The organism is Prosthecobacter sp. (assembly GCF_044236155.1).
Lineage (GTDB): Bacteria > Verrucomicrobiota > Verrucomicrobiia > Verrucomicrobiales > Verrucomicrobiaceae > Prosthecobacter.
In genome coordinates, this window is the sequence record NZ_JBIIHA010000014.1 from 22,077 (window position 1) to 42,946 (window position 20,870).

The 20,870-nt window shown below is 60.8% G+C and carries 22 protein-coding genes and 1 tRNA gene; 18 read left to right on the forward strand and 5 right to left on the reverse strand.

All coding sequences use genetic code 11. The features are described 5' to 3' along the window. The first annotated feature begins 134 nt into the window (after nucleotides 1–134). Entirely contained in the window at nucleotides 135–710 is a 576-nt protein-coding gene (locus tag ACILSE_RS13300; protein ID WP_395717890.1) for a DUF4256 domain-containing protein, read from the forward strand. Nucleotides 711–868: 158 nt separating this feature from the next. On the opposite strand, the gene prfA is transcribed toward ACILSE_RS13300, so the two are convergent. Next, nucleotides 869–1,948, reverse strand: coding sequence for a peptide chain release factor 1 (gene prfA, locus ACILSE_RS13305; RefSeq protein WP_395717891.1), 1,080 nt, complete (start codon nucleotides 1,946–1,948; stop codon nucleotides 869–871). Nucleotides 1,949–2,119: 171 nt separating this feature from the next. Then, nucleotides 2,120–2,365, reverse strand: a complete 246-nt coding sequence (gene rpmE / locus ACILSE_RS13310; RefSeq protein WP_395717892.1) for a 50S ribosomal protein L31 — start codon at nucleotides 2,363–2,365, stop codon at nucleotides 2,120–2,122. 193 nt (nucleotides 2,366–2,558) lie between these two features. Here rpmE and ACILSE_RS13315 point away from each other — a divergent pair, with 193 nt between their 5' ends. The 16 genes from ACILSE_RS13315 to ACILSE_RS13390 all read left to right on the forward strand — a co-directional run bounded on the left by ACILSE_RS13315 (nucleotide 2,559) and on the right by ACILSE_RS13390 (nucleotide 18,211). Next, the gene (locus tag ACILSE_RS13315; RefSeq protein WP_395717893.1) at nucleotides 2,559–4,376 is read left to right on the forward strand and encodes a sulfatase-like hydrolase/transferase; all 1,818 of its coding nucleotides are present in this window, start codon (nucleotides 2,559–2,561) and stop codon (nucleotides 4,374–4,376) included. A gap of 72 nt (nucleotides 4,377–4,448) precedes the next feature. Continuing rightward, entirely contained in the window at nucleotides 4,449–4,865 is a 417-nt protein-coding gene (locus ACILSE_RS13320; RefSeq protein ID WP_395717894.1) for a hypothetical protein, read from the forward strand. 108 nt (nucleotides 4,866–4,973) lie between these two features. After that, entirely contained in the window at nucleotides 4,974–6,404 is a 1,431-nt protein-coding gene (locus tag ACILSE_RS13325; RefSeq protein WP_395717895.1) for a hypothetical protein, read from the forward strand. A 41-nt stretch (nucleotides 6,405–6,445) separates the two neighbouring features. After that, the gene (locus ACILSE_RS13330; RefSeq protein ID WP_395717896.1) at nucleotides 6,446–6,922 is read left to right on the forward strand and encodes an NfeD family protein; all 477 of its coding nucleotides are present in this window, start codon (nucleotides 6,446–6,448) and stop codon (nucleotides 6,920–6,922) included. A 32-nt stretch (nucleotides 6,923–6,954) separates the two neighbouring features. After that, a complete protein-coding gene (gene floA, locus ACILSE_RS13335) occupies nucleotides 6,955–7,968 on the forward strand; it encodes a flotillin-like protein FloA (protein ID WP_395717897.1) in 1,014 nt (337 codons plus the stop codon). A 23-nt stretch (nucleotides 7,969–7,991) separates the two neighbouring features. Next, entirely contained in the window at nucleotides 7,992–8,567 is a 576-nt protein-coding gene (locus ACILSE_RS13340; protein WP_395717898.1) for a hypothetical protein, read from the forward strand. A gap of 25 nt (nucleotides 8,568–8,592) precedes the next feature. Then, nucleotides 8,593–8,675, forward strand: a tRNA-Leu gene (locus tag ACILSE_RS13345). Between the two features lie 719 nt (nucleotides 8,676–9,394). Then, nucleotides 9,395–11,755, forward strand: a complete 2,361-nt coding sequence (hsdR, locus tag ACILSE_RS13350) for an EcoAI/FtnUII family type I restriction enzme subunit R (protein WP_395717899.1) — start codon at nucleotides 9,395–9,397, stop codon at nucleotides 11,753–11,755. Next, the gene (locus ACILSE_RS13355) at nucleotides 11,755–12,813 is read left to right on the forward strand and encodes a PD-(D/E)XK nuclease family protein (RefSeq protein ID WP_395717900.1); all 1,059 of its coding nucleotides are present in this window, start codon (nucleotides 11,755–11,757) and stop codon (nucleotides 12,811–12,813) included. The genes hsdR and ACILSE_RS13355 overlap by 1 nt, the downstream gene beginning before the upstream one ends. Nucleotides 12,814–12,819: 6 nt before the next feature. Then, entirely contained in the window at nucleotides 12,820–12,987 is a 168-nt protein-coding gene (locus tag ACILSE_RS13360; protein ID WP_395717901.1) for a hypothetical protein, read from the forward strand. 62 nt (nucleotides 12,988–13,049) lie between these two features. After that, nucleotides 13,050–14,525 carry an N-6 DNA methylase gene (locus tag ACILSE_RS13365; protein WP_395717902.1) on the forward strand — a complete coding sequence of 492 codons (1,476 nt, stop codon included), beginning with the start codon at nucleotides 13,050–13,052 and terminating at the stop codon, nucleotides 14,523–14,525. Continuing rightward, complete coding sequence (locus tag ACILSE_RS13370) at nucleotides 14,522–16,138, forward strand: restriction endonuclease subunit S (RefSeq protein WP_395717903.1); 1,617 nt, start codon at nucleotides 14,522–14,524, stop codon at nucleotides 16,136–16,138. Before ACILSE_RS13365 ends, ACILSE_RS13370 begins: the two co-directional genes overlap by 4 nt. Beyond that, on the forward strand, nucleotides 16,135–16,968 hold the full coding sequence (locus ACILSE_RS13375; RefSeq protein WP_395717904.1) for a hypothetical protein: 834 nt from the start codon (nucleotides 16,135–16,137) through the stop codon (nucleotides 16,966–16,968). Before ACILSE_RS13370 ends, ACILSE_RS13375 begins: the two co-directional genes overlap by 4 nt. A 4-nt stretch (nucleotides 16,969–16,972) precedes the next feature. Continuing rightward, the gene (locus ACILSE_RS13380) at nucleotides 16,973–17,131 is read left to right on the forward strand and encodes a hypothetical protein (RefSeq protein ID WP_395717905.1); all 159 of its coding nucleotides are present in this window, start codon (nucleotides 16,973–16,975) and stop codon (nucleotides 17,129–17,131) included. Nucleotides 17,132–17,160: 29 nt separating this feature from the next. After that, nucleotides 17,161–17,697, forward strand: coding sequence for a hypothetical protein (locus tag ACILSE_RS13385; protein WP_395717906.1), 537 nt, complete (start codon nucleotides 17,161–17,163; stop codon nucleotides 17,695–17,697). Nucleotides 17,698–17,788: 91 nt separating this feature from the next. Continuing rightward, nucleotides 17,789–18,211, forward strand: coding sequence for a sigma factor-like helix-turn-helix DNA-binding protein (locus tag ACILSE_RS13390; protein ID WP_395717907.1), 423 nt, complete (start codon nucleotides 17,789–17,791; stop codon nucleotides 18,209–18,211). 180 nt (nucleotides 18,212–18,391) lie between these two features. Here ACILSE_RS13390 and ACILSE_RS13395 read toward each other — a convergent pair whose 3' ends face one another. The 3 genes from ACILSE_RS13395 to ACILSE_RS13405 all read right to left on the reverse strand — a co-directional run bounded on the left by ACILSE_RS13395 (nucleotide 18,392) and on the right by ACILSE_RS13405 (nucleotide 19,715). Then, the gene (locus tag ACILSE_RS13395; RefSeq protein ID WP_395717908.1) at nucleotides 18,392–18,730 is read right to left on the reverse strand and encodes a hypothetical protein; all 339 of its coding nucleotides are present in this window, start codon (nucleotides 18,728–18,730) and stop codon (nucleotides 18,392–18,394) included. A 7-nt stretch (nucleotides 18,731–18,737) separates the two neighbouring features. Continuing rightward, nucleotides 18,738–18,971, reverse strand: coding sequence for a hypothetical protein (locus tag ACILSE_RS13400; RefSeq protein ID WP_395717909.1), 234 nt, complete (start codon nucleotides 18,969–18,971; stop codon nucleotides 18,738–18,740). A 69-nt stretch (nucleotides 18,972–19,040) separates the two neighbouring features. Further along, nucleotides 19,041–19,715 (reverse strand): VWA domain-containing protein, encoded by a 675-nt coding sequence (locus ACILSE_RS13405; protein WP_395717910.1) that lies wholly within the window; start codon nucleotides 19,713–19,715, stop codon nucleotides 19,041–19,043. A 75-nt stretch (nucleotides 19,716–19,790) separates the two neighbouring features. Here ACILSE_RS13405 and ACILSE_RS13410 point away from each other — a divergent pair, with 75 nt between their 5' ends. After that, nucleotides 19,791–20,855, forward strand: a complete 1,065-nt coding sequence (locus ACILSE_RS13410; RefSeq protein ID WP_395717911.1) for a helix-turn-helix transcriptional regulator — start codon at nucleotides 19,791–19,793, stop codon at nucleotides 20,853–20,855. Nucleotides 20,856–20,870: the final 15 nt, after the last annotated feature.

Here is a 20,870-nt window from a genome sequence, read left to right on the forward strand (position 1 = left end):
CATGACATCCTTCGTCAGTTCTTCAAGGCCAGCCTGGTGAAGAGAGGCCGTCCCGGCGGCTTTTCGTACGGGGGGATGATCCGTGCAGAGCTGAAAGGTGCTGACAAATCGACGGCTTTGTGGATGATCCAGGCATGCAAGGCGCACCAGCAGCCAAGATAATACTGGCACCGAAAGTCCGAGAGCAGCTTCTGAATGACTTGGAAGAGCGCTTTGCCGGGCACATGAGCCGGCACAAGGGCGTCGTTTGGGCGAAGGTGCGCGCAAAGCTGGAGGCCAGCCCGGACAAGCTGGCGGCGCTGCGCGAGATGGAGCGCACGGGCGGCGAGCCGGATGTGGTAGGACACGACAAGAAACCGGACGTCTATGTGTTTGTGGATTGCTCCGCCGAGACCCCCGAAGGGCGCGTCAGTGTTTGCTACGACCGGAAAGGCTGGGAGTCACGGAAGGAGCACCGGCCGAAGACGAACGCCATGGACATGGCGGCGGCCATGGGCGTGGAGATGATGACGGAAGACGAGTATATGGAGTTGCAGAAGCTGGGGGAGTTTGACCGGAAGACGTCGAGCTGGCTGAAAACACCCGCGCAGGTGCGGGACCTCGGCGGGGCGCTCTATGGCGAACGCCGCTACGGCCGCGTTTTTGTGGGGCACAACGGCGCGCAGTCGTATTACGCGGTGCGTGGATTTCGCGGTGTGTTGAAGGTTTAGGGTGCAGGAGCGCACGCGTCTCGCGTGCTGCCTTCAGCGTCCCGCTGAAGGACGTTCCAAGACGGCGGTGCGTCGTAGAAACTCGAGTTAGGAGTCGCTGATCCTCGGACGATTTCCCGCGAGGATGCGGGAAATGGCACGCGGGACGCATGCGCTCTTCAATTGAGTCCCGCTTCAGCGAGGCGTTCCTTCAGATCGCTGGCGAGGAGAGCTTGCAGCATGTCGGTGATGCGGCCTTCGACGAATTGATCGAGGTTGTAGAGCGTCATCTCGATGCGGTGGTCGGTGACGCGATTCTGCGGGTAGTTGTAAGTGCGGATTTTTTCTTCGCGTCCGCCGCCACCGATGAGGTTGCGGCGATGCGCGGAGTATTTGGCGGCTTCTTCCTGCTGTTTCTTTTCCAAAAGGCGTGAGCGCAGGATGTTGAGTGCTTTTTCCTTGTTCTTGATCTGGCTGCGGCCGTCCTGGCAGCGGACGATGGTGCCGGTGGGAATGTGGAGCACCTGGACGGCGGAGTCGGTGGTGTTCACGCCCTGGCCGCCGGCGCCGGAGGAGCGGCAGACTTCGATGCGGACTTCGTCTGACTTGATTTCGAGATCGACCTCCTCGGCCTCTGGCAGGACGGCGACGGTGGCGGCGGAGGTGTGGATGCGGCCCTGCGCCTCGGTGGCGGGCACGCGCTGGACGCGGTGGACGCCGCTTTCGTATTTCATGACGCGGTAAACGTCCTCGCCGCTGATCTTGGCGATGACTTCCTTGTAACCGCCGACGTCGGAGGGGCTGGCATCGAGCTGCTCGACCTTCCAGCCCTTCGTTTCCGCGAAGCGGGTGTACATGCGGAGGAGGTCGGCGGCAAAGAGGGAGGCTTCGTCGCCACCGGTGCCGGCGCGGATTTCGAGGATGACGTCGCGGCCTTCGAGCGGATCAGGCGGCAGGATGGACTCCTGGATGGCCTTTTCGAGATCGACGATGCGCTGCTCGAGCACCGGAATCTCCGCGGCGGCCATTTCGGCGAGGTCTTTGTCTTCCTGGGACTTCGCCATGTCGCGGTTTTCGGCGAGTTCCTTCTGCGCCTTCTCATACGCGTCCCAGTCCGTGAGGAGCTTTTGCAGGGCGCGGTGCTCACGCAGCATCTCGCCGGCGCGTTTGGCATCGTCGTAGAAGTTCGGGCGGCCGATGATGTCCTCGAGGTCGGCGAAGCGGGTGCGTTTGCCGGCGATGACGGCGGAGTAGTCCATGACGGTGGGGGTTGGAAGGGGCCGGCAGGCCGTGGGCGGATAAAATGACGAAATCCGAATGGCGAATGACGAAACGGACGGAGGAACTGAAAATGAAGAACGGTAAAAAACAAAACGGTGCCCAGCACGAAGGCGTGGGCACCGTTTTGGCTAAAAGAGGGGGCTGAAAGGCTAGGCGCTGGCGGCTTCGCTCGGTTTCGGAGCGGTGCGGCGGGCGCGGGTGGAGCCGTAGCGCTGGGCGAACTTGTCCACGCGGCCGGCGGTGTCGATGAAGCGCTGCTCGCCGGTGAAATACGGGTGGCAGGCGGCGCAGATGCCGATACGCAGGTTCTGCACGGTGGAGATGGTGTTATAGACGGCGCCGCAGGTGCAGGTGATCGTCGTCTCGTAGGTTTTGGGGTGGCCTTCGGCTTTCATGGTGTTTGAGGTATCACGTTACCGGGCGAGGCGCGGAATGCTGCTTTCGCCGGGGCGTGGGGCGCGGATGGTAGTGGCTTTCAGGCAGGGGTCAAGAGAGGAAATCAATGTCGAAGCCTGACTAAGGAATGACGAATGGGGCAGGTGAAGGTAGTCGATAATTGGAAGGTGGGGCGGTCGTTTTAGCGCGACCATGATTTCCCGACTTTGTCTGCTGCTGGCTGGTTTTTTCGCGTTGAGCGCTCATTCGGCGTCGCCGCCGAATGTGGTGGTGTTTTTGGCGGATGATTCGGGGTGGGGGGATTACTCCATCAACGGGAACACGAACCTCAAAACGCCGAACATCGACTCGCTGGCGAAGGCGGGGGCGAGTTTTGACCGGTTTTTCGTGTGCGCGCTGTGCGCGCCGACACGGGCGGAGTTTCTGACGGGGCGCTATCATTCGCGTGGCGGCGTGCTGGGCGTCTCGACCGGCCAGGAGCGGCTGAACACGGATGTGAAGACGATCGCGGATCATTTTCTCAAAGCGGGGTACTCGACAGGCGCGTTCGGCAAATGGCACAACGGCAGCCAGTGGCCGTATCACCCGAACGCCCGTGGTTTTCAGGAGTATGTGGGCTACACGAGCGGTCACTGGGGCGAGTATTTTGATCCGCCGCTGGAGCGCAACGGGAGAATGTTCCGTGCGAAGGGATTCATCGTGGATGTGCTGGTGGGGAAGGCGGTCGAGTTCATCGAGACCAACCGCGAGAAGCCGTTTTTCTGCTACATCCCGCTGACGACGCCGCATTCGCCCTTCAGCGTGCCGGACGAGCACTGGAACAAATTCAAGGACTCGCCGGTGACGATGCGCGGCGCCGAGGGTGAAGCGGAGGACATCAATGTCACACGCACGGTGCTGGCGATGATGGACAACATCGACATGAACGTGGGCCGCGTTTTGAAGAAGCTCGACGACCTGAAACTGAGCGAGAACACCATCGTGGTCTATTTCAGCGACAACGGGCCCAACAGCGCGCGCTGGAACGGCGGGATGAAAGGCAAGAAGGGCGTGACGGACGAAGGTGGCGTGCGCAGCGTTTGTTTCGTGCGCTGGCCGGGCAAAATCCGCGAAGGCATGACTGTTCCGCACATCAGCGGGGCGATTGATCTGCTGCCGACCCTCACAGCTTTGGCCGGAGTGAAGCACGACGACGCGAAGCCGCTCGACGGGTGGGATTTCTCATCCCTTCTGCGCGGCGGAAAATGGCAGGCAACGGGGCGTGAACTGATGAACTACAACGGCGGCAGGCTGAGCGTGCGGTCACAGACGCATCGTCTCGACGCCTCGGGCGGCTTGTTTGACATGGTCGCCGATCCCAATCAGACCAAGGACATCGCCAAGGAGCAGCCCGAGGTCGCGGCGAAACTGGCCGCCGCAGGCTCGAAATGGCATGAGGATGTGTTTGGGAAACCGTACCAGGCAACTCCCGCCGAAGCCGGCAAAGGGAAGGGGAAGGCGAAGGCCAAGGGCGGAGTCAAACCGATGGACGACCGGCCTTATCCGGTCGGCTACACCGAATTTCCGATCACGATGCTGCCGGCACGCGACGGCGAGCCGCATGGCGGCGTGCGGCGCAGCTCGGGAGCTCCGAACTGCTCCTACTTTGTGAACTGGAAGACGAAAGAGGATTCGATGACCTGGGACATCGACGTTCACACGGCGGGCGAGTATGACGTCAGCATCGACTACGCCTGCCCGGAGGCGGATGCGGGATCGACGGTCGAGTTGAGCTTTGGTGAAGCCAAAACCACCGGCAAGGTCACGCCGGGCTGGTTTCCGCCGCTGATCGACGGGCAAGACCGCGCTTCGCGGAAATCGGAGAGCTTCATGCGCGATTTCCGCCCGCTGAGCCTGGGTACGATCAAACTGGCCACGGGGCGCGGTTTGCTGACGCTGCGGGCGCTGGAAATCCCCGGTCAGACGGTCATGGAGGTCCGGCGGGTGACGCTGACGCTCAAGACGGATTGATTTCTGGCACGGAACGTGATCCCCATACCAAGTGCTGCCTTTTGCAGACACCACCCACCTAACCAACAATCCATGAAGCTTTCTCATCTCATCTGCCTTGCCTGCGCGTCCATGCTGCTGGCCTCCTGCAGCTCGGTCGAACTGGCCGCCACGGACGCGCCGGGCGTCGTGCTCGCTTCCGAGGAAATCCGCGAGTGCGGGCAGGGGCGGATCGTGTTTCCCGCGGGTGAATACAAGGCGGAGGTCGTCTCTCCGACCGGCATTTACTACAAGGCGCCCAAACGCATCCGCACGCTGGGGGTTTTGATCGGCCGTTCGGAAGAAGGCGGGATCTTTGTCTCCAATTCGGCCGGAAACGCCCAGGCGGCCTGGTTTGGCGACCCCAAGGACAATGTGGACGAAAGCCCGGGCACCCTGTTTGGCGCCATCGGCTGGAGCGCGCCGAAGCTCTGGCCTTACAGCCCGCGGATTCCGTTGCAGCCGAAATAATAGCCGCTCTTTCCACCCATTAGGGGTGGGCGTGAGCATTCGTAAAGAGTTTGTCACTCTCACGGTTTTTGTTGCGTCCGTTTTTATAAAAACTATAATTTGAGGCGCATGAACAGCCGTCTCATCACTTGGTCCGTGGCCTCCGCCGTCCTGCTGGCGGGGGGGATGGCCGCCATGAAGGAAGGCTGGCTGAATGGATGGAAAATGCGTTTCAGCGAGTTGATCGCCAGCCCCGGCGCGCAATACAGCGCCGCGCGTTTTCGCGTCGACCTGGTTGATCAGTTCAACTACTCCCGCATGGCGTCGAAAACGCCGATGCTGCGGCTGGATCCGGAGATGGAGGCCTGGCTGGAGAAGGAGTTCCCCAAAATCGACACGAGCAATCTCAACCAGGTGACCGAGCTGGTACAGGAGGGCATGCCGCGCTACTACCGCGTCTCCGTTTGCACGGCGAGCAGTCCGAGCCTGAGGGAGTTACTGCATCGTTTTCACGAATACACCCACCGCGCCCAGCCGGAAATGACCCACATGGCCGTCGCCCTGCGCCCGCGAGCCAGCGGGCTGATGCATGAGGCGCTGCTGGTGCTGGGACAGCGTCTGCGGGACTTCACGCCCGAGGCTCTCTCCAAGTCCTCTGACGAGCCTTTCTTCAGCTCGTGCGTGCATTGCAAGCAGCCGCATTTCATGAAGCTCTCGGCCTCCCAGCGCAGCATGGCGCTGGAATGCCCGAAGTGCCGCCGCAAGTATGCGGTGATCGCCGCGGACAGCTCCGGCCACTTCCGCTATGTGAACGAGTTTCTCACCGGCTATGCCCCGCCGGCGACGTTCGCGAAAAACCAGTCCCGCGTGCAGCAGCTCTTCACAATCTGGTCGGCGGTGCATGCTAACTGCCGCTACGCCAACGATCCCGGCGCGAAACCAGGCTCCAGCTTTGCCCAAAAGGAGCAGATGGACAGCTGGCAGTTCGCCGACGAAACCCAGCGCCTGCAGCGAGGGGACTGCGAGGATTCCTCCATTTACCTGGCAGACTGGCTGATGTCGCGCGGGTTTCAGGTGCGTGTGGCGCTGGGGCGTTACGGCGATCTCGGCGGACATGCCTGGTGCGTCGTGAAAATCGACGACAAGGAGTATTTGATCGAGTCCACCGAAAGCCGGCCTGATCCGAACGATCCGCCGCTCGCCAGCCGTGTGGGCAGCCGCTATGTTCCGGAGGTGCTGTTCGACCGCTTTGCCATTTATGTGCCCAGCAGCCCGAACCGCACATGGAAGGGCGATTACTGGTCCGGGAACACCTGGACGCGCATCGAGCCGCGCACCGAGCTGGGAGGCGATCCCATCCTCGCCCGGGCGCCCGCGTCCACGGCCATGGCGAAATCAGGCGGCAAAAATCTCCTCGAAGCCACGGCGACGGCCGACGTCACGCGTCTGGCGCGCACCGCGTTTGCCAGCCCGGCGTCGCCTGCGCAGTTGAACCTCGGCGACATCCCCCCGGGAGCCAAGGAGTGGAGCCGTTCGCTGATTCCACCGCGCCGTCCGTGATCGTGTGTTGACGCTTTCGCGGTACGCGTTGAGCATGGCCCATGCTCGCCAGCATCGCCATCCTCACGCTGTTTGGCATCTTTCTCATCATGCTCGAAACGTTTCTGCCCGGCTGGGTGGCGGGCATTCTCGGCACGATCTCGATTCTGGCGGCCGTCACCCTTGCTCTGATCTCGGAGGACTTGGTGGGCTGGGGAACCGGATCACGCCTGGCGCTTGTGCTGGGCATTTTGACTTTCTCAGCGGCGGTGCTGCTGACCTGGCTGCACTTCTTCGCGGTGAAGTTTTTTCATCGTGCGCTCACGCTGACCGCCAGCGTGGCGGCGCCTGCGAGCACCGCTCCCGCCAATGGCGCGCAAGGCGTGGCCTTGACAGAGCTGCGACCGCTTGGCCGGGCTGAGATCGGCGGACGTCATTACGATGTACGCTGTCAAAGTGGAATTGCCAGCGCGGGCTCCCGCGTCGAGGTGATCGCCGCCGAGCCCGGCAATCTGCTTGTTCGTTCCATTCCATCCTGATCTCAAACCCCAAACCTCACCCCACCCCCACCATGCCTGACCCTCTCTGGCTCTTCGTTTACGGCGTCATCATCATCATCGGACTCGTCCTCTTCCTGCTGGTCGCGAAGTTTTTCAATCTCTGGCTTCGCGCCCGCATCGCCAACGCCCCGGTCAGCTTCCCCACGCTGCTGGCCATGTGGCTGCGGGGCGTGCCGAACGCGCTCATCGTCGATACGCGCATCACGGCGGCGAAAGCGGGCATTCCCATCAACACGGATGAGCTCGAAGCGCACTTCCTCGCCGGTGGTGATGTCACTCATGTCGTCCTCTCCCTCATCGCCGCGGACAAGGCAGGCATCCCGCTCGACTACAATCGCGCCTGCGCCATCGACCTCGCCTGCAAAGGCACCGGCAAGACGGTGCTCGAAGCCGTGCGCACCAGCATCAACCCGAAGGTCATCGACTGCCCGCATCCCGACATGGGCCGCGGCGGGAAGATCGACGCCGTCGCCAAAGACGGCATCTCCCTGCGCGTGCGTGCCCGCGTGACTGTGCGCACGAACCTCGACCGCTTCGTCGGCGGTGCCACGGAGGAAACCGTCGTCGCCCGCGTCGGTGAGGGTATCGTCACCTGCATCGGTTCTTCCATCTCGTACAAGGACGTGCTCGAAAACCCTGACAGCATCTCCAAGCTCGTCCTTCACAAGGGCGTCGATGCCGGAACCGCCTTTGAAATCCTCTCCATCGACATCGCAGACATCGACGTCGGCGAAAACGTCGGCGCGAAGCTGCAGACCGAGCAGGCCGAAGCCGACAAAAAGATCGCGCAGGCGAACGCCGAAATGCGCCGTGCCGCCGCCGTGGCCCTGGAGCAGGAAATGTCCGCCCGCACCCAGGAAATGCGCGCCCGTGTCGTCGAGGCCGAGGCGCAGGTGCCGCTCGCCATCGCCGAGGCCTTCCGCAACGGCCAGCTCGGCGTCATGGACTTTGCCAAGTACAAGAACGTCCTCGCCGACACCGAGATGCGTTCAAAGATCGCCGGAGACAGTTCCGCCGCCAAATAAGCCCCGCCAACCGGCATCGTCCCATGCTCGCCTTCACCCCCATCCTTCTGAGAGCTGACTTCGATCCGCTGCAGATCGCCATTGTGGTGCTGTTCCTCATCGGCAGCTTCATCAAATGGCTGTGGGAAAACTGGCAGGCGAAACGGAGCGGCATGCCGCCGGAACTGGAGGAAGAACCATTGGCTGAAAACAGGCGGCGGCCGCAGCCTTCCGGTCCGCCGCCGCTGACACCCGCCGCGCCCTCGCCCCTCGACGAATGGCGCAGAGCCTTGAAGGAACTGCAGGAGGCGGCGCGCCCGCCCGCTCCGCCACAACCGGCCCGTCGTTCCGCCGCTCCGCCGCCTCTCCGGCAGCAGAGCCGCGTCGAGGCCCCGGTTTCACGCGCTGTTGCAGCCCCTGCGCAGCCTGTCATCCAGCCGGCGGCTCCGCCTCCGCAGGTGGAGGCGGTTTCGCAGCCTGGAACGGCCGGCACCGCCACCCTGTTGAGCACGCTTCAGAGACTGCGTCGTGATCCGGCGCTCATGCGGCAGGCGATTTTGATGCGGGAGGTTCTCGGGCCGCCAAAAGCCTTGCAAACTTCCGCTGACCTCGCTATCTAACCGCCGCTTCTTCTGCGAGGCACACGCCGGTGTGGTGAAATTGGTAGACGCGCTAGACTCAAAATCTTGTGGGCATCCCCCGTGTCGGTTCGAGTCCGACCACCGGCACTTCCTTGAACTTCAGGGAAGCATTCCGTCCCTCCAGCAGGCAGGGTGACACCTCCCATGGCCGACGGCGCAACCCCCATGGCCGACGGCGCAAACCCCATGGCCGATAGCGCAAACCCCATGGCCGACGGCGCAACCCCCATGGCCGACGGCGCAATCCCCATGGCCGACGGCGCAATCCCCATGGCCGATAGCGCAAACCCCATGGCCGACGGCGCAAACCCCATGGCCGACGGCGCAAACCCCATGGCCGATTGCGCAAACCCCATGGCCGATTGCGCAAACCCCATGGCCGACGGCGCAACCCCCATGGCCGACGGCGCAAACCCATGGCCGATGGCGCAACCCCCATGGCCGATGGCGCAAACCCCATGGCCGACGGCGCAAACCCCATGGCCGACGGCGCAAACTCCATGGCGGAAGCCGCAACCGAATGGTCGGACGGCGCAACCCAATGATCGGATGGCGCTACCGAATGGTCGGATGGCGTGACCGAATGGTCGGAAGCTGTGATCGAATGATCGGATGCCGCAACCGAATGGTCGGATGGCGCGTCCCAAATGGCCGATGCATTCATTGCCAACCACTTGGGACCCAGCTTCCCCGCCTCCTCGTTGGTTTCGCCCGCGTCTCCCCGTCCCGTTGTCTCGCTTTCTCCCTGTCTTGCCTTTCTCGCCGTTCCCTGCTTGGATAGGTGAATTCCTTCCTCCACCTCCCGGATGAACAAAAAAGCCCTCACTGAGACGGACATCCGCACCAAGTTCATCACTCCGGCCATCACGGGACCGGATGGGGCCAAATGGAACGTCATGACCCAGGTGCGTGAGGAGGTCTTTTTCACCAAGGGGCGCGTTATTGTCCGTGGGAAGACGGTCAAACGCGGCGAGGCCAAAAAGGCGGACTACCTGCTCGACTATAAGCCCAAGCTCCCGCTCGCCGTGGTGGAAGCGAAGGACAACAACCACGCCGTCGGTGCAGGCATGCCGCAGGCGCTGGAGTATGCGGAGATTCTCGATCTGCCCTTTGCCTACAGCTCGAATGGCGATGCCTTTCTGGAGCATGACCGCACGGGAACGTCGGGCGTGGTGGAGCGGGAGATTCCGCTCGATCAATTCCCCTCGGCGGAGGAGCTCTGGCAGCGTTACTGCGCCGCGAAGGGAATTAAACCGGAGCAGATCAGCGTCATCGCCCAGGACTACTACGACGACGGCTCTGGAAAAGCTCCGCGCTACTACCAGCTCATTGCGATCAACCGCACCGTGGATGCCATCGCACGCGGGGAGAACCGTCTCCTGCTTGTCATGGCCACCGGCACAGGGAAGACCTACACCGCCTTCCAGATCATCTGGCGACTGTGGAAGTCGGGCGCGAAGAAGCGCATCCTCTTCCTCGTGGATCGGAACATTCTCGCGGATCAGACAAAGACGAATGACTTCAAGCCCTTCGGCACCGCCATGACGAAGGTCACGAACCGCACGGTGGACAAATCCTTCGAGATTTACCTCTGCCTCTACCAGGCCGTGACCGGCACCGAGGAGGAGGACAACATTTATAAGCAGTTCTCCAAGGACTTCTTCGACCTCGTCATCGTGGACGAGTGCCATCGCGGCAGCGCGGCGGACGATGCCCGCTGGCGGCAGGTGCTGGAGTATTTCTCCTCCGCCACACAGATCGGCCTTACCGCCACGCCGAAGGAAACGAAGGAGGTCTCGAACATCGAATACTTCGGCGAGCCCATCTACACCTACTCGCTCAAGCAGGGCATCAGCGATGGCTTCTTGGCTCCCTACAAGGTCGTCCGCATCGGGCTGGACAAGGATCTTGACGGCTGGCGGCCCGAGGACGGGCAGCGGGACAAACACGGCCAGCTCATCGAGGACCGGGAATACAACCTCCGCGACTTCGACCGGAATCTCATCCTCGAAAAGCGCACTGCCGTGGTCGCCGCAAAGGTCACGGAGTTCCTGAAGGCCACCAGCCGCTACTCGAAGACCATCATCTTCTGCGAGAACATCGAGCACGCCGAGCGCATGCGGCAGGCCATGGTGAATGCCAATCCCGACCTCGCTGCGGCGAATCCCAACTACGTCGTCCGCATTACGGGAGACAATCCCGCTGGCAAAGCCCAGCTCGATAACTTCATCGACCCCGAGAAGACCTATCCCGTCATCGCCACCACCTCGCAGCTCATGTCCACCGGCGTGGACGCGCAAACCTGCAAGCTCATCGTGCTCGACAAGCGCATCGGGTCCATGACCGAGTTCAAGCAGATCATCGGCCGCGGCACGCGGATCAATGAGGACTACAACAAGCTCTTCTTCACCATCATGGACTTCCGGCAGGCTACCGCCCTGTTTGCTGATCCGGACTTCGATGGTGATCCCGTCCAGATTTACGAGCCACCGGAAGGTGGCAGCGTTGTCCCACCCGCGGAGGACGAAGAGGGCAATCAGGTGAACGAGGGTGAAGGCGGCACTCCAGGCCCCTTTGAAGGCGGAGATGAGGGCGATCCTCCCACGAGATACTACGTCGATAGCGTCGAGGTCCGCGTCGCTACGGAGCGCGTGCAGTATCTGGATGCCGACGGCAAGCTCATCACCGAGTCTCTCAAAGACTACTCACGCAAAACCGTGCGGAAGGAATTCGCATCTCTGGATGACTTCCTCACCGTCTGGAATGACGCGGAGAAGAAGCAGGCCGTCATTGAGGAGCTGGCCACCAAAGGCGTCTTCCTCGATGAACTGGCCGATCAGGTCGGGAATGACCTGGATGCCTTTGATCTCGTCTGCCACATCGCCTTCGATGCCCCGCCGCTCACGCGGAAGGAGCGGGCGGAGAAGGTGAAGAAGCGGAACGTCTTCGCTAAGTATGGCGATCAAGCCCGCGCCGTGCTCGATGCCCTCCTCCAAAAGTATGCCGACAGCGGCATCACCAGCGTCGAGTCCCTGGAGATCCTCAAAGTCGATCCCTTCACCCAGCACGGCACCCCCGTCGAGATCGTGAAGCTCTTCGGTGGCAAGCCGGGCTACTTGAAGGCCATCCGCGAACTGGAAACGGAACTTTACCGGAAAGCAGCCTGATGCCTGACGACACTCAACTGCAAGCGGACTACGCCTCATTGAACGAGTTGATCGTCAATTGCGCGGACTTTGACCGGTTGGAAGCCTTGCTCGGCGGTTTCAATCTCTTTCAAGTGCTCAAATTTGAGCATGGGGAGATTCGCCATTCAAACGTCCTGGCTTGGATTCTTGATCCCACCGAGAATCACGGCTTGGGAGACTCATTTCTGAAAAAATGGCTCATGCGCACCATTCATGAATCGGTGACAGAGTGTGCCACCCCGCTCAATCCGGCTGACATTGATGGCTGGAGGATTCAAGACGTGGAGGTTCGTCGGGAATGGAAGAATATCGATGTCCTCGTGGTGGTGAACCTAGTCGGCGGCAGTCAGTGGGTGGTTTGCATTGAAAACAAGGTCAACTCCAGCCAGCACTCGCAGCAACTGACGCGTTATCGCACGATCGTGGAGCACGAGTTCTCCACCGCTGGCCGCATGTTTGTATTTCTCAGCAAGAACGAGGAAGAGCCTGAAGATGAGCACTATCTGCCGGCATCCTACACTCAGCTGCATCGCACGTTGCGGGAATGTGTTGAAGGCCGCAGCCACTCCATCGGAGCGGAACCTCGCGTCTTGATCGACAACTACCTGAGACTCCTGGAGGAGAAGTTTATGGACGAATCAGAAATCGCGCGCACCGCGTTGCGCATCTATCAACAGCACCGCAGGGCGCTGGATGTCATCTTTGAACACAAGCCTGACAGCATCCGGGACACCTCCGATGCGGTGCGGGAGAAGCTGGCAGCCATCGCGGACGAACTTGGAATCACTGCGCCGGTGTCCAACAAGTTCTATGTGCGATTCATGCCCAAGGCGTGGGACGTGGCGGGCAACCAACAAGGTAGGGCGTGGGCAGGAATCAACGCCACCGTGCTGTTTGAGATCAATATTTCCTCCACCAAGGCGCGCCTATATGTCATTTCAGGAAAGGCCCCTGACGCATGGATTGATCCTATGTGGGAGCGCTCCAGCAGCGTTCCGTTCAAGCGTTCGAGGCGGGCTGCCAGGCCACGGCATTAGTGCACGTTGCACACCTACGACGATGTGTCGCTCAACCTTGAGGAAGTGGGCGGTGATGATCCTGCGGACGCAGCGGACAAAATCGTTGCCAAAGTTCGCTCCGTATTTCGGGAGGAACGGACGAAGCAGGTTGTCGACGCGATTACACCGGAACTGCCCAAACTGCTTTTGTAGCTTGTCCAGTTCTTCAAATCTCCTCTTCTCCGAGTCTCCCCCCCTCTCCCAGTCTTCCGATAATGGCCAACGTCTCCAACCTCGTCAAAACCATCCAGGACATCATGCGCAAGGATGTCGGAACTTATGCTGATGTTCAGCGCTTGGAGCAGCTTGGATGGATGCTGTTCGTGAAGATCTTTGATGACCGGGAAAAGGAACGTGAACTGCTCGAAGATAACTACAAATCGCCTTTGCCAGAGGCCCTGCGCTGGCGGTCCTGGGCGGCGGATGATGAAGGCGTCACAGGAGATGGGCTGCTCGATTTTGTTAACAATAAACTGATCCCTGATCTCAAGAAACTTCCAGGCACTGGAGCCGGAGTTGCAGGATTGATCCGGATGGTGTTTCTAAGCACCACCAACTTCATGACAAAAGGCACGTTGATGCGTCAGGTCATCAACAAGATTAACGCCATTGACTTCAATGCCTCCGATGATCGCCACCTGTTCGGCGACATCTACGAAAAGCTCCTCAAGGACCTCCAGTCTGCGGGCAATGCTGGTGAATTCTACACACCGCGGGCCGTCACCCAGTTCATCGTCGATCAGGTCAATCCACAGCTTGGTGAAAGCGTGCTCGACCCGGCCTGCGGCACGGGCGGTTTCCTCACTTGCGTGATTGATCATCTCCGCAGACAGGCCAGGACTGATGCAGACGAACGATTGCTCCAGCAAAGCTTCACGGGAATTGAAAAGAAAAGATTGCCCCACGTCCTCTGCATGACCAACCTCATGCTCCACGGCATCGACGTCCCCTCCAACGTCCGCCACGACAACACCCTCGCCCGCCCGCTGCGGGATTGGGGTCCGAAGGAGCGTGTGGACTGCATCGTCACCAATCCGCCCTTCGGCGGCATGGAGGAGGACGGCATCGAGGCGAACTACCCCGCCGAGTTCCGCACCCGCGAGACCGCCGACCTCTTCCTCGTGCTCCTCATGAAGCTCCTCAAGCCCGGCGGACGCGCCGGACTCGTGCTGCCGGATGGCACTCTCTTTGGCGAAGGCGTCAAGACTCGCATCAAGGAAGCCCTCCTCACCGAGTGCAACCTCCACACCATCGTCCGCCTGCCGAATGGCGTCTTCAATCCCTACACCGGCATCCGCACGAACCTCCTCTTCTTCACCAAGGGAGCGCCCACGAAAGAAGTCTGGTATTACGAGCACCCCTATCCACCCGGCGCCAAGAGCTACAACAAGGGCAAACCCATCCGCATCGAAGAATTCGATCCCATCAAAGCCTGGTGGGGCGATGAGGCCGACGGCTTCAAATTCCGCATCGAAAACGAACGCGCCTGGCGTGTCTCCATCGACCAGATCAAAGCCAACGGCTTCAACCTCGACCTCAAGAACCCGTACAGCACCGAAGAAGGCCCCGGCGACGTGGACCACCTCCTGCCCGAATACGAAAAGCTCCTCGCCCAGATCGCCGCCACCCGCGCCGCGCTGAAACAGGAACTCCACCACGCCCTCACCGCCACCGCCGGGACTGCTGAATGAAGCTGGAAACCTTTTTCGACAAGTTCGACCTGTTCGCCGACGCACCTGATGCGGTGGAGAAAATGCGTGAGCTGGTGCTGGACTTGGCAGTTCAGGGAAAAGTCGCTGACCAAGACCCGAACGACCAACCTGCTGCGGAACTGCTCAACCGACTGATTCAATTCAAACTCGACAATCCGCTCACTGGACGCAGCGGTCGCAGCAAAGAAGGCCCGGTGGAAGTCGAAGCGAGCAGAGATGGCCTTCCCCAAAATTGGGTAAACACGACCATTGGCGAGGTGCTCTACGTGATTCGAGGCGCATCGCCTCGACCGAAGGGCGACCCGCAGTATTTCTCAGAGGCGCGGACGCCTTACCACTGGGTCAAAATCTCCGACATTCGAAAGCATGGCCAAAACGGGCTGCTGATGGACACCGACGAGTTCCTGACAGAAGCGGGGATGCGCAAATCGGTCCTGCTTCCAAAAGGGACGCTGGTTCTGACGAATAGCGCGACCATCGGCGTTCCAATCGTGCTCGGAATTGAAGGCTGCTGCATTCATGACGGATACCTCGCCTTCCCAAACTTCCCGCATGACCTCCTGAGCCAGAAGTTTCTCCTCTACCTCTTTCACACGCTGAAGAAACATGCAGAGCGCAACGCACGCGGGCTGGCTCAACTCAACCTGAACACTGATTTGGTGCGCTCATTCCCGTTCGGCCTCCCACCCCTCGCCGAGCAGAAGCGGATCGTGGCGAAGGTGGATGAGTTGATGGCGTTGTGTGATCGGCTGGAGGCGCAGCAGCAGGAACGGGAGGAGCAGGCCAGCCAGCTCGCCCGCGCGTCGCTGGCCCGCTTTGCCGACGCACCCTCCCCGGCCAACGTCGACTACCTCTTCCATTCATCCTACAGCATTTCTCCTTCAGACTTAAGAAAGTCCATCCTCACCCTCGCCGTCCAAGGCAAACTCGTCCCCCAAGACCCAAACGACGAACCGGCCGATGTTTTGCTAACGCGAATTCGACGAAAGAAGGGCGGTGTTGAGGATGACGACACCGGCACCGATGAGAAGCCAAGCCTGACAGGCGGATTTTCCCCACCGTTTGAGATTCCGAGCACCTGGGCCTGGGTGCGCTCGACCGAGCCGACTCAGAGCATTTCTGATCTCGGTAAGAAGATCAAAACGAAGGACGTGGCGGAAAAGGGACGGTTTCCTGTGGTTGATCAAGGCAAGCAATTTATTCGCGGTTATTGCGATGACGAGGAAAAAGTGATCCACCACGACACTCCCATCGTTTTGTTTGGAGACCACACGCGCGAGACGAAGCTGATCGATTTTGACTTCGTCGTCGGCGCCGACGGAGTCAAACTCCTGAAGCCCATTGAAATCAATCCGAGCTACTATCTCTTGGCTTTGCGCTGGTTGCCTTTGGATGATCGCGGCTATGGAAGGCATTTTAAGCTTCTCCGCGCAGCATCCATACCGATCCCACCCCTCGCCGAACAACGCCGGATCGTGGCCAAAGTGGAGCAACTGATGGCCTTGGTGGACGCGTTGGAAACGCAGCTCGCCGCCTCCCGCGCCACCGCCGCGAACCTCCTCTCCGCCCTCGTGGCCGAACTCACCGCATGAATCCCCTGCCATCACCACCCCGTGAATCACTCGAAGCTTATTTGTCTTTGAGTCTTCAACGACCAGGCCGTAGCCGCCTGTTCGCGGACGGTTTCGAGAATTACGGGACGACACTGGGAACGATAGGCAACTGCACAACTCCGCTTATGTTCGAGGACTCTTCCATTGAGGAAGAGTTTTATGGGATCGCCGGCACATGCTTTCTTGCACAATATCGCGACCGTCTCTTTGCAATCACGGCAAAGCACTGCCTCGCTCAAGAGAATGGCAATGACGTTCGTCTTGCACTGAATCAAGAAACCAGGTCCTTTCTTCCGTTGAAGAATCTTCACCGTGCAGTGAGCAATCCGCCCAATCAAGATTTCGCTGACATCGCCGTGTTTGAGGCGGCTCCCGAATTGCTGGAGGCGGAAGCTCGGAAATCGCTCCGTGCCCTCACGCTTGACCATTTCCATGTCACTTCGATGAAAATCAAGGCCAATGCCAAACTAGTCGTTCCCGGCTTCCCAAAGTTTCTCAATGCGGTGGACTACGACCGTTTTGTGATTCACACGCAGCGCTATTTGTCGGGTGGTAGCTATCGGGGGCAAACGGATAGGTCCGGCATTCACAATATGGAGTTCGATGAGCTTGAACAAATCGACTGGCCAGACGGCATGAGCGGTTCTCCGGTCTTTTTTGTTGAGCGCCACCCTGAGGCTCATTTCTTCGGGCTCTTGGGGTTGCTTATCAAAGCGGAACGATACGGAAAGAAAGCCGAGTTCATCGGCGCAGATGTTCTCTTTCGCCTTCTGGACAAAATATTGGCCACCAATCCAAAGCAGCACTAGCCGAATGCAAAGCCCACCCCTCGCCGAACAACGCCGGATCGTGGCCAAAGTGGAGCAACTGATGGCCTTGGTGGACGCGTTGGAAACGCAGCTCGCCGCCTCCCGCGCCACCGCCGCGAACCTCCTCTCCGCCCTCGTCGCCGAACTCACTCGTCCAAACTAAACTACCACCACCCACCTAAATCCTCCGCCATGCAACCTTCATCCGAATCCATCCCCCAGCACGAACCGCAAGTCCGCCTCATTGATGCGTCTGCGCCCACCACGGGCGGCGGTTCGATGGAGCTTACTCCCGAAGATGTCCTCGGCCTCATGGGTTTGCGCTATGCAAAATGTCAGATTGCGCCTGCCTCTCCCGGCCATCAATGGAGGATGCGCCTTGTGCTCGAGCGGCCGGGACACACTTCCCGTGACCTGATGGAATATGCCATGGGATCAAAACCTGATCCGTTTTTCCTGGCCTGCAAATGGCCGACGACCGGAACCACCAAGGTGGATTTCTACCACGCTTACAACTGGCAGGTTACCTTTCGCGAGGAACTCGACCATATTCCTACCACACACTTTGGCTTGCGGGGATCATACCCCGGCGTTCCCCTGAAGGCGGGAAGGTGGGTCGTATTGCTGTGGACGAACATCACCGGAAAATCGGGTTGGGACCCCGATGATCTGGACTTCGGGCAACGAATTATCATGGATTTGAGTGAACGGCCCATCCCGACCGAATGATTCCCGCGCCACCGCCGCGAACCTCCTCTCCGCCCTCGTGGCCGAACTGACCGGCCGTGCGACCTGCTGAATCCCTGCATGTAATATCGCGATGAACCTTCTTCCGCATCAGGACCCACTGAACACGCAGCAAAAGGAGGCGATGCGCCTACGAGAGGAGGAACGGCTCACTTACCGGGAGATCGCGGCGAGGATGGGGGTGACGCACCACCGGATCAGGCAAGTGCTGGCCGCTGTGAAGGTGCTGCGGCAGGATTGTGACGCCCACGGCAAGGAGGCGCTGTGCCTGGTGCCGAAGCGTGCGCGTGATTTCCTGGAGCGGACCCATCTAGCGAGCCCTGCGGCGCTGCGCACGGCCATCGAATCCAAACGACTGGTGTGGGACGAGTCACGGAAGCAGCTGATCTGGGACGGAAAGTCCCCGAGAAACCTTGGCTGGAAGACCTGGCAGGTGATGTGCGAGTGGGCTCGTCTGCCGAGGCCGGAATCTTCCATGAATACGATAGCAGGGTAGCTTTTGCCCAAACGTTATCGCCGCAAACCTCCTCTCCGCCCGAGTCGCCGCACTCACGCGGAAATCATGAACGAAGCCATCTCCAGTCAAACCATGACTCTTGGTTCAAGGCGCTCATCGCTGAGTCTCCCGAAGGAGTGACGGTGTATTTCCTGAGATGAGTCCCGGTTTCATTCGGGTTCATGCCGTGGGCTGCGCCTGCTGCCACTGGACCATGCGGTGGTGGAGGTCGTGGTAGGCGGCGGTTTTGCGCTTCTGCGCCGGGTGGCGGGCGATGGCGGATTTAAAATTGTCGTAGGTGATGCTGGCGGCCATCAGGGCGAAAAAGCGGGTGAGATCGCCGGAATCGCAGATGATGCGCCAGGGGTAGTCGGAGCCTTCAAAGGACGGCACGGGTTCGGGCAGGCCGATGGCCTCGGTGAGGGCATCGAGATCACCGAGACAGCGGGCACGGATGTGGAAGGTGTCCGGGGATTTGCGGACGATGCTGTAAAAACCAAGCTGGGTGCAGAGCCACATGAGGAGTTTAGCGAAGAGAGGGGGTGAAGGGTGAACGGGAAGTGGCGGGGAGGCCGGCGTGGCGTCGGCTCACGGCGACGGTGGCGGCTGCGGCGATGAGGCACAGCAGGCTGGTGAGGTGGCAGTGCTGGAGGGCGAGGTGCACGGCTCCAGCGAGGTAGAGGAGCGTGAGCAGGATCGTGGGCAGCAGATGGGGCATGCGGCGGCGGAGACGCTGGAGCAGGGGGCGGCGGTGGTTCATGGGAGGCGGCGGCACGTGGACAGGTTCTTGGTTCCTAGTTCTTGGTTTCGGGCGCATCAGGGGCGGCGGTCAGGCTTTGCCCTGCTCCTCCTCCTTGACGATTTGATCCATGGACTTGGCTTCGTCCGCCAGGGCCTGGGCATCCATCTTGCCGGCGCTTTTCATGCGCAGGGCCCTGACCTTCCGTGCCATGGCGCTGCCGGTAGATTTCACGCCACTGAAGCTGAAGCTGACGTTGGCGCTGAGATGCTGATCCAAGTGCATGGCCGCCGCGGTGGCAATGGCGTCCTGATTCGCGGCGAGGAAGAGGAACTCCCAGCCTTTTTGATCCCGGTAGAGGCGGATGAGGTCGCTGATGTGCTTCGCGGTGTATTCCTGCGATGCGTTTTCTTCGCCATCGGTGAAAATGGCGAGGATGACTTTGCCGGACTGTTCCGCCGCGGGCAGGGCGCTGATGCGGCGGTCGGTTTCCTTGATGGTGCGGCCGATGGCGTCGAGCAGGGCGGTGCTGCCGCGCGGTGTGTAGGTGGCGGCCGTGAGTTGGGGAACGTCCTGAATGGGTTTCGCGGCAACGGGGACTTCGTAGGCGTCATCAAACTGCACGAGCGTGAGACGGGCATCGCCAGGAACGTCGAGCTGCGCTTTGATGAAGTCGTTGAAGGCGGCGACGGCGGCCTCCTGCATGGGCTGCATGGAACCGGAGCGGTCGAGGATGTAGGCGATTTCGGTGAGGTGCGGATTCATAAGGCCGCGAGTCTCTCACAGGGGGTGGGACATTCGCGGGGTGACAGCCGTGGAATTCCGTCATTTATTCCGGCTATGCCTTCCGCCCCCCTTCGACGAAGCGCCAGCGCCCGCTCCCAAGTCCTGGCCGAATCTCCGCCACGTTCCGGCGTGAGCCGTCCGGCGATGTGGCGGGTGATTGAGATCCACAAGATCATCCGTGCCGGGCGATTCCCGAACTGCACCACGCTGGCGGCGGAGATCGAGGTGACGCCAAAGACGATCCAGCGGGACATCAGCTTCATGCGTGACCAGCTTTGCCTGCCACTGGAGTATCACGCGATCAAGCACGGCTACTTTTACACGCAGGAGGTGCATGAGTTCCCCATGCTGCAACTCTCGCGGAACGATCTCGTGGCGCTGTTCCTGGCGCGGCATGCGCTGGAGCCGCTGCGCGGCACGCGGCTGGAGCGGATGCTGACGGAGAGCTTCAGCAAGATCGCCGAGGCGTGCCCCGGAGAGGTGTCCATCGCCTGGCATGAGCTGGACGAGGCCTTCAGCGTGAAGGCGGCCGGTGTGCTGGCGGCTGACGTGACGCTGTTTGGTGATCTGCTTGATGCGGTGCGTGGCTGCCGGGAGGTGAGCTTTGACTACCGGAAGCTGACGGCGGATCAGCCGGAGCGACGCACGGTGCGGCCGCATCATGTCGGCCAGATCGAGCACGGCTGGTATTTGATCGCCTTTGACCCGGTCCGGGGTGCGATGCGGACCTTTGCGCTGCAGCGGATGTCGAACCTGCGGATGGAGCGGGCGAAGTTCACGCGGCAGGCCGGCTTCAATGCTCGCGACCACCTGGGCGGCGGCTTTGGTGTGTGGAGCTATGCCGGTGACGAGCGGAAGAAGCACGAGGTGCATGTCCGCTTCGAGGGCTATGCGGCCCGCGTGGTGGCGGAGCGGCAGTGGCATCCCACGCAGGCGATCCGCAAGCTGAAGGCGGACGGCAGCGTGATCGAATTCCAAGCCGACCTCTCCGGCCTGGAGGAGATCACCCGCTGGGTGCTGAGCTGGGGCCGCAAGGCGAAGGTCCTGGGGCCGGCGGAGCTGGTGCGGCGTGTGGCGGAGGAGGTCGAGGGCATGCGGCAAAGGCACGCCGCTCAATGAGAGGGAGATTCACGA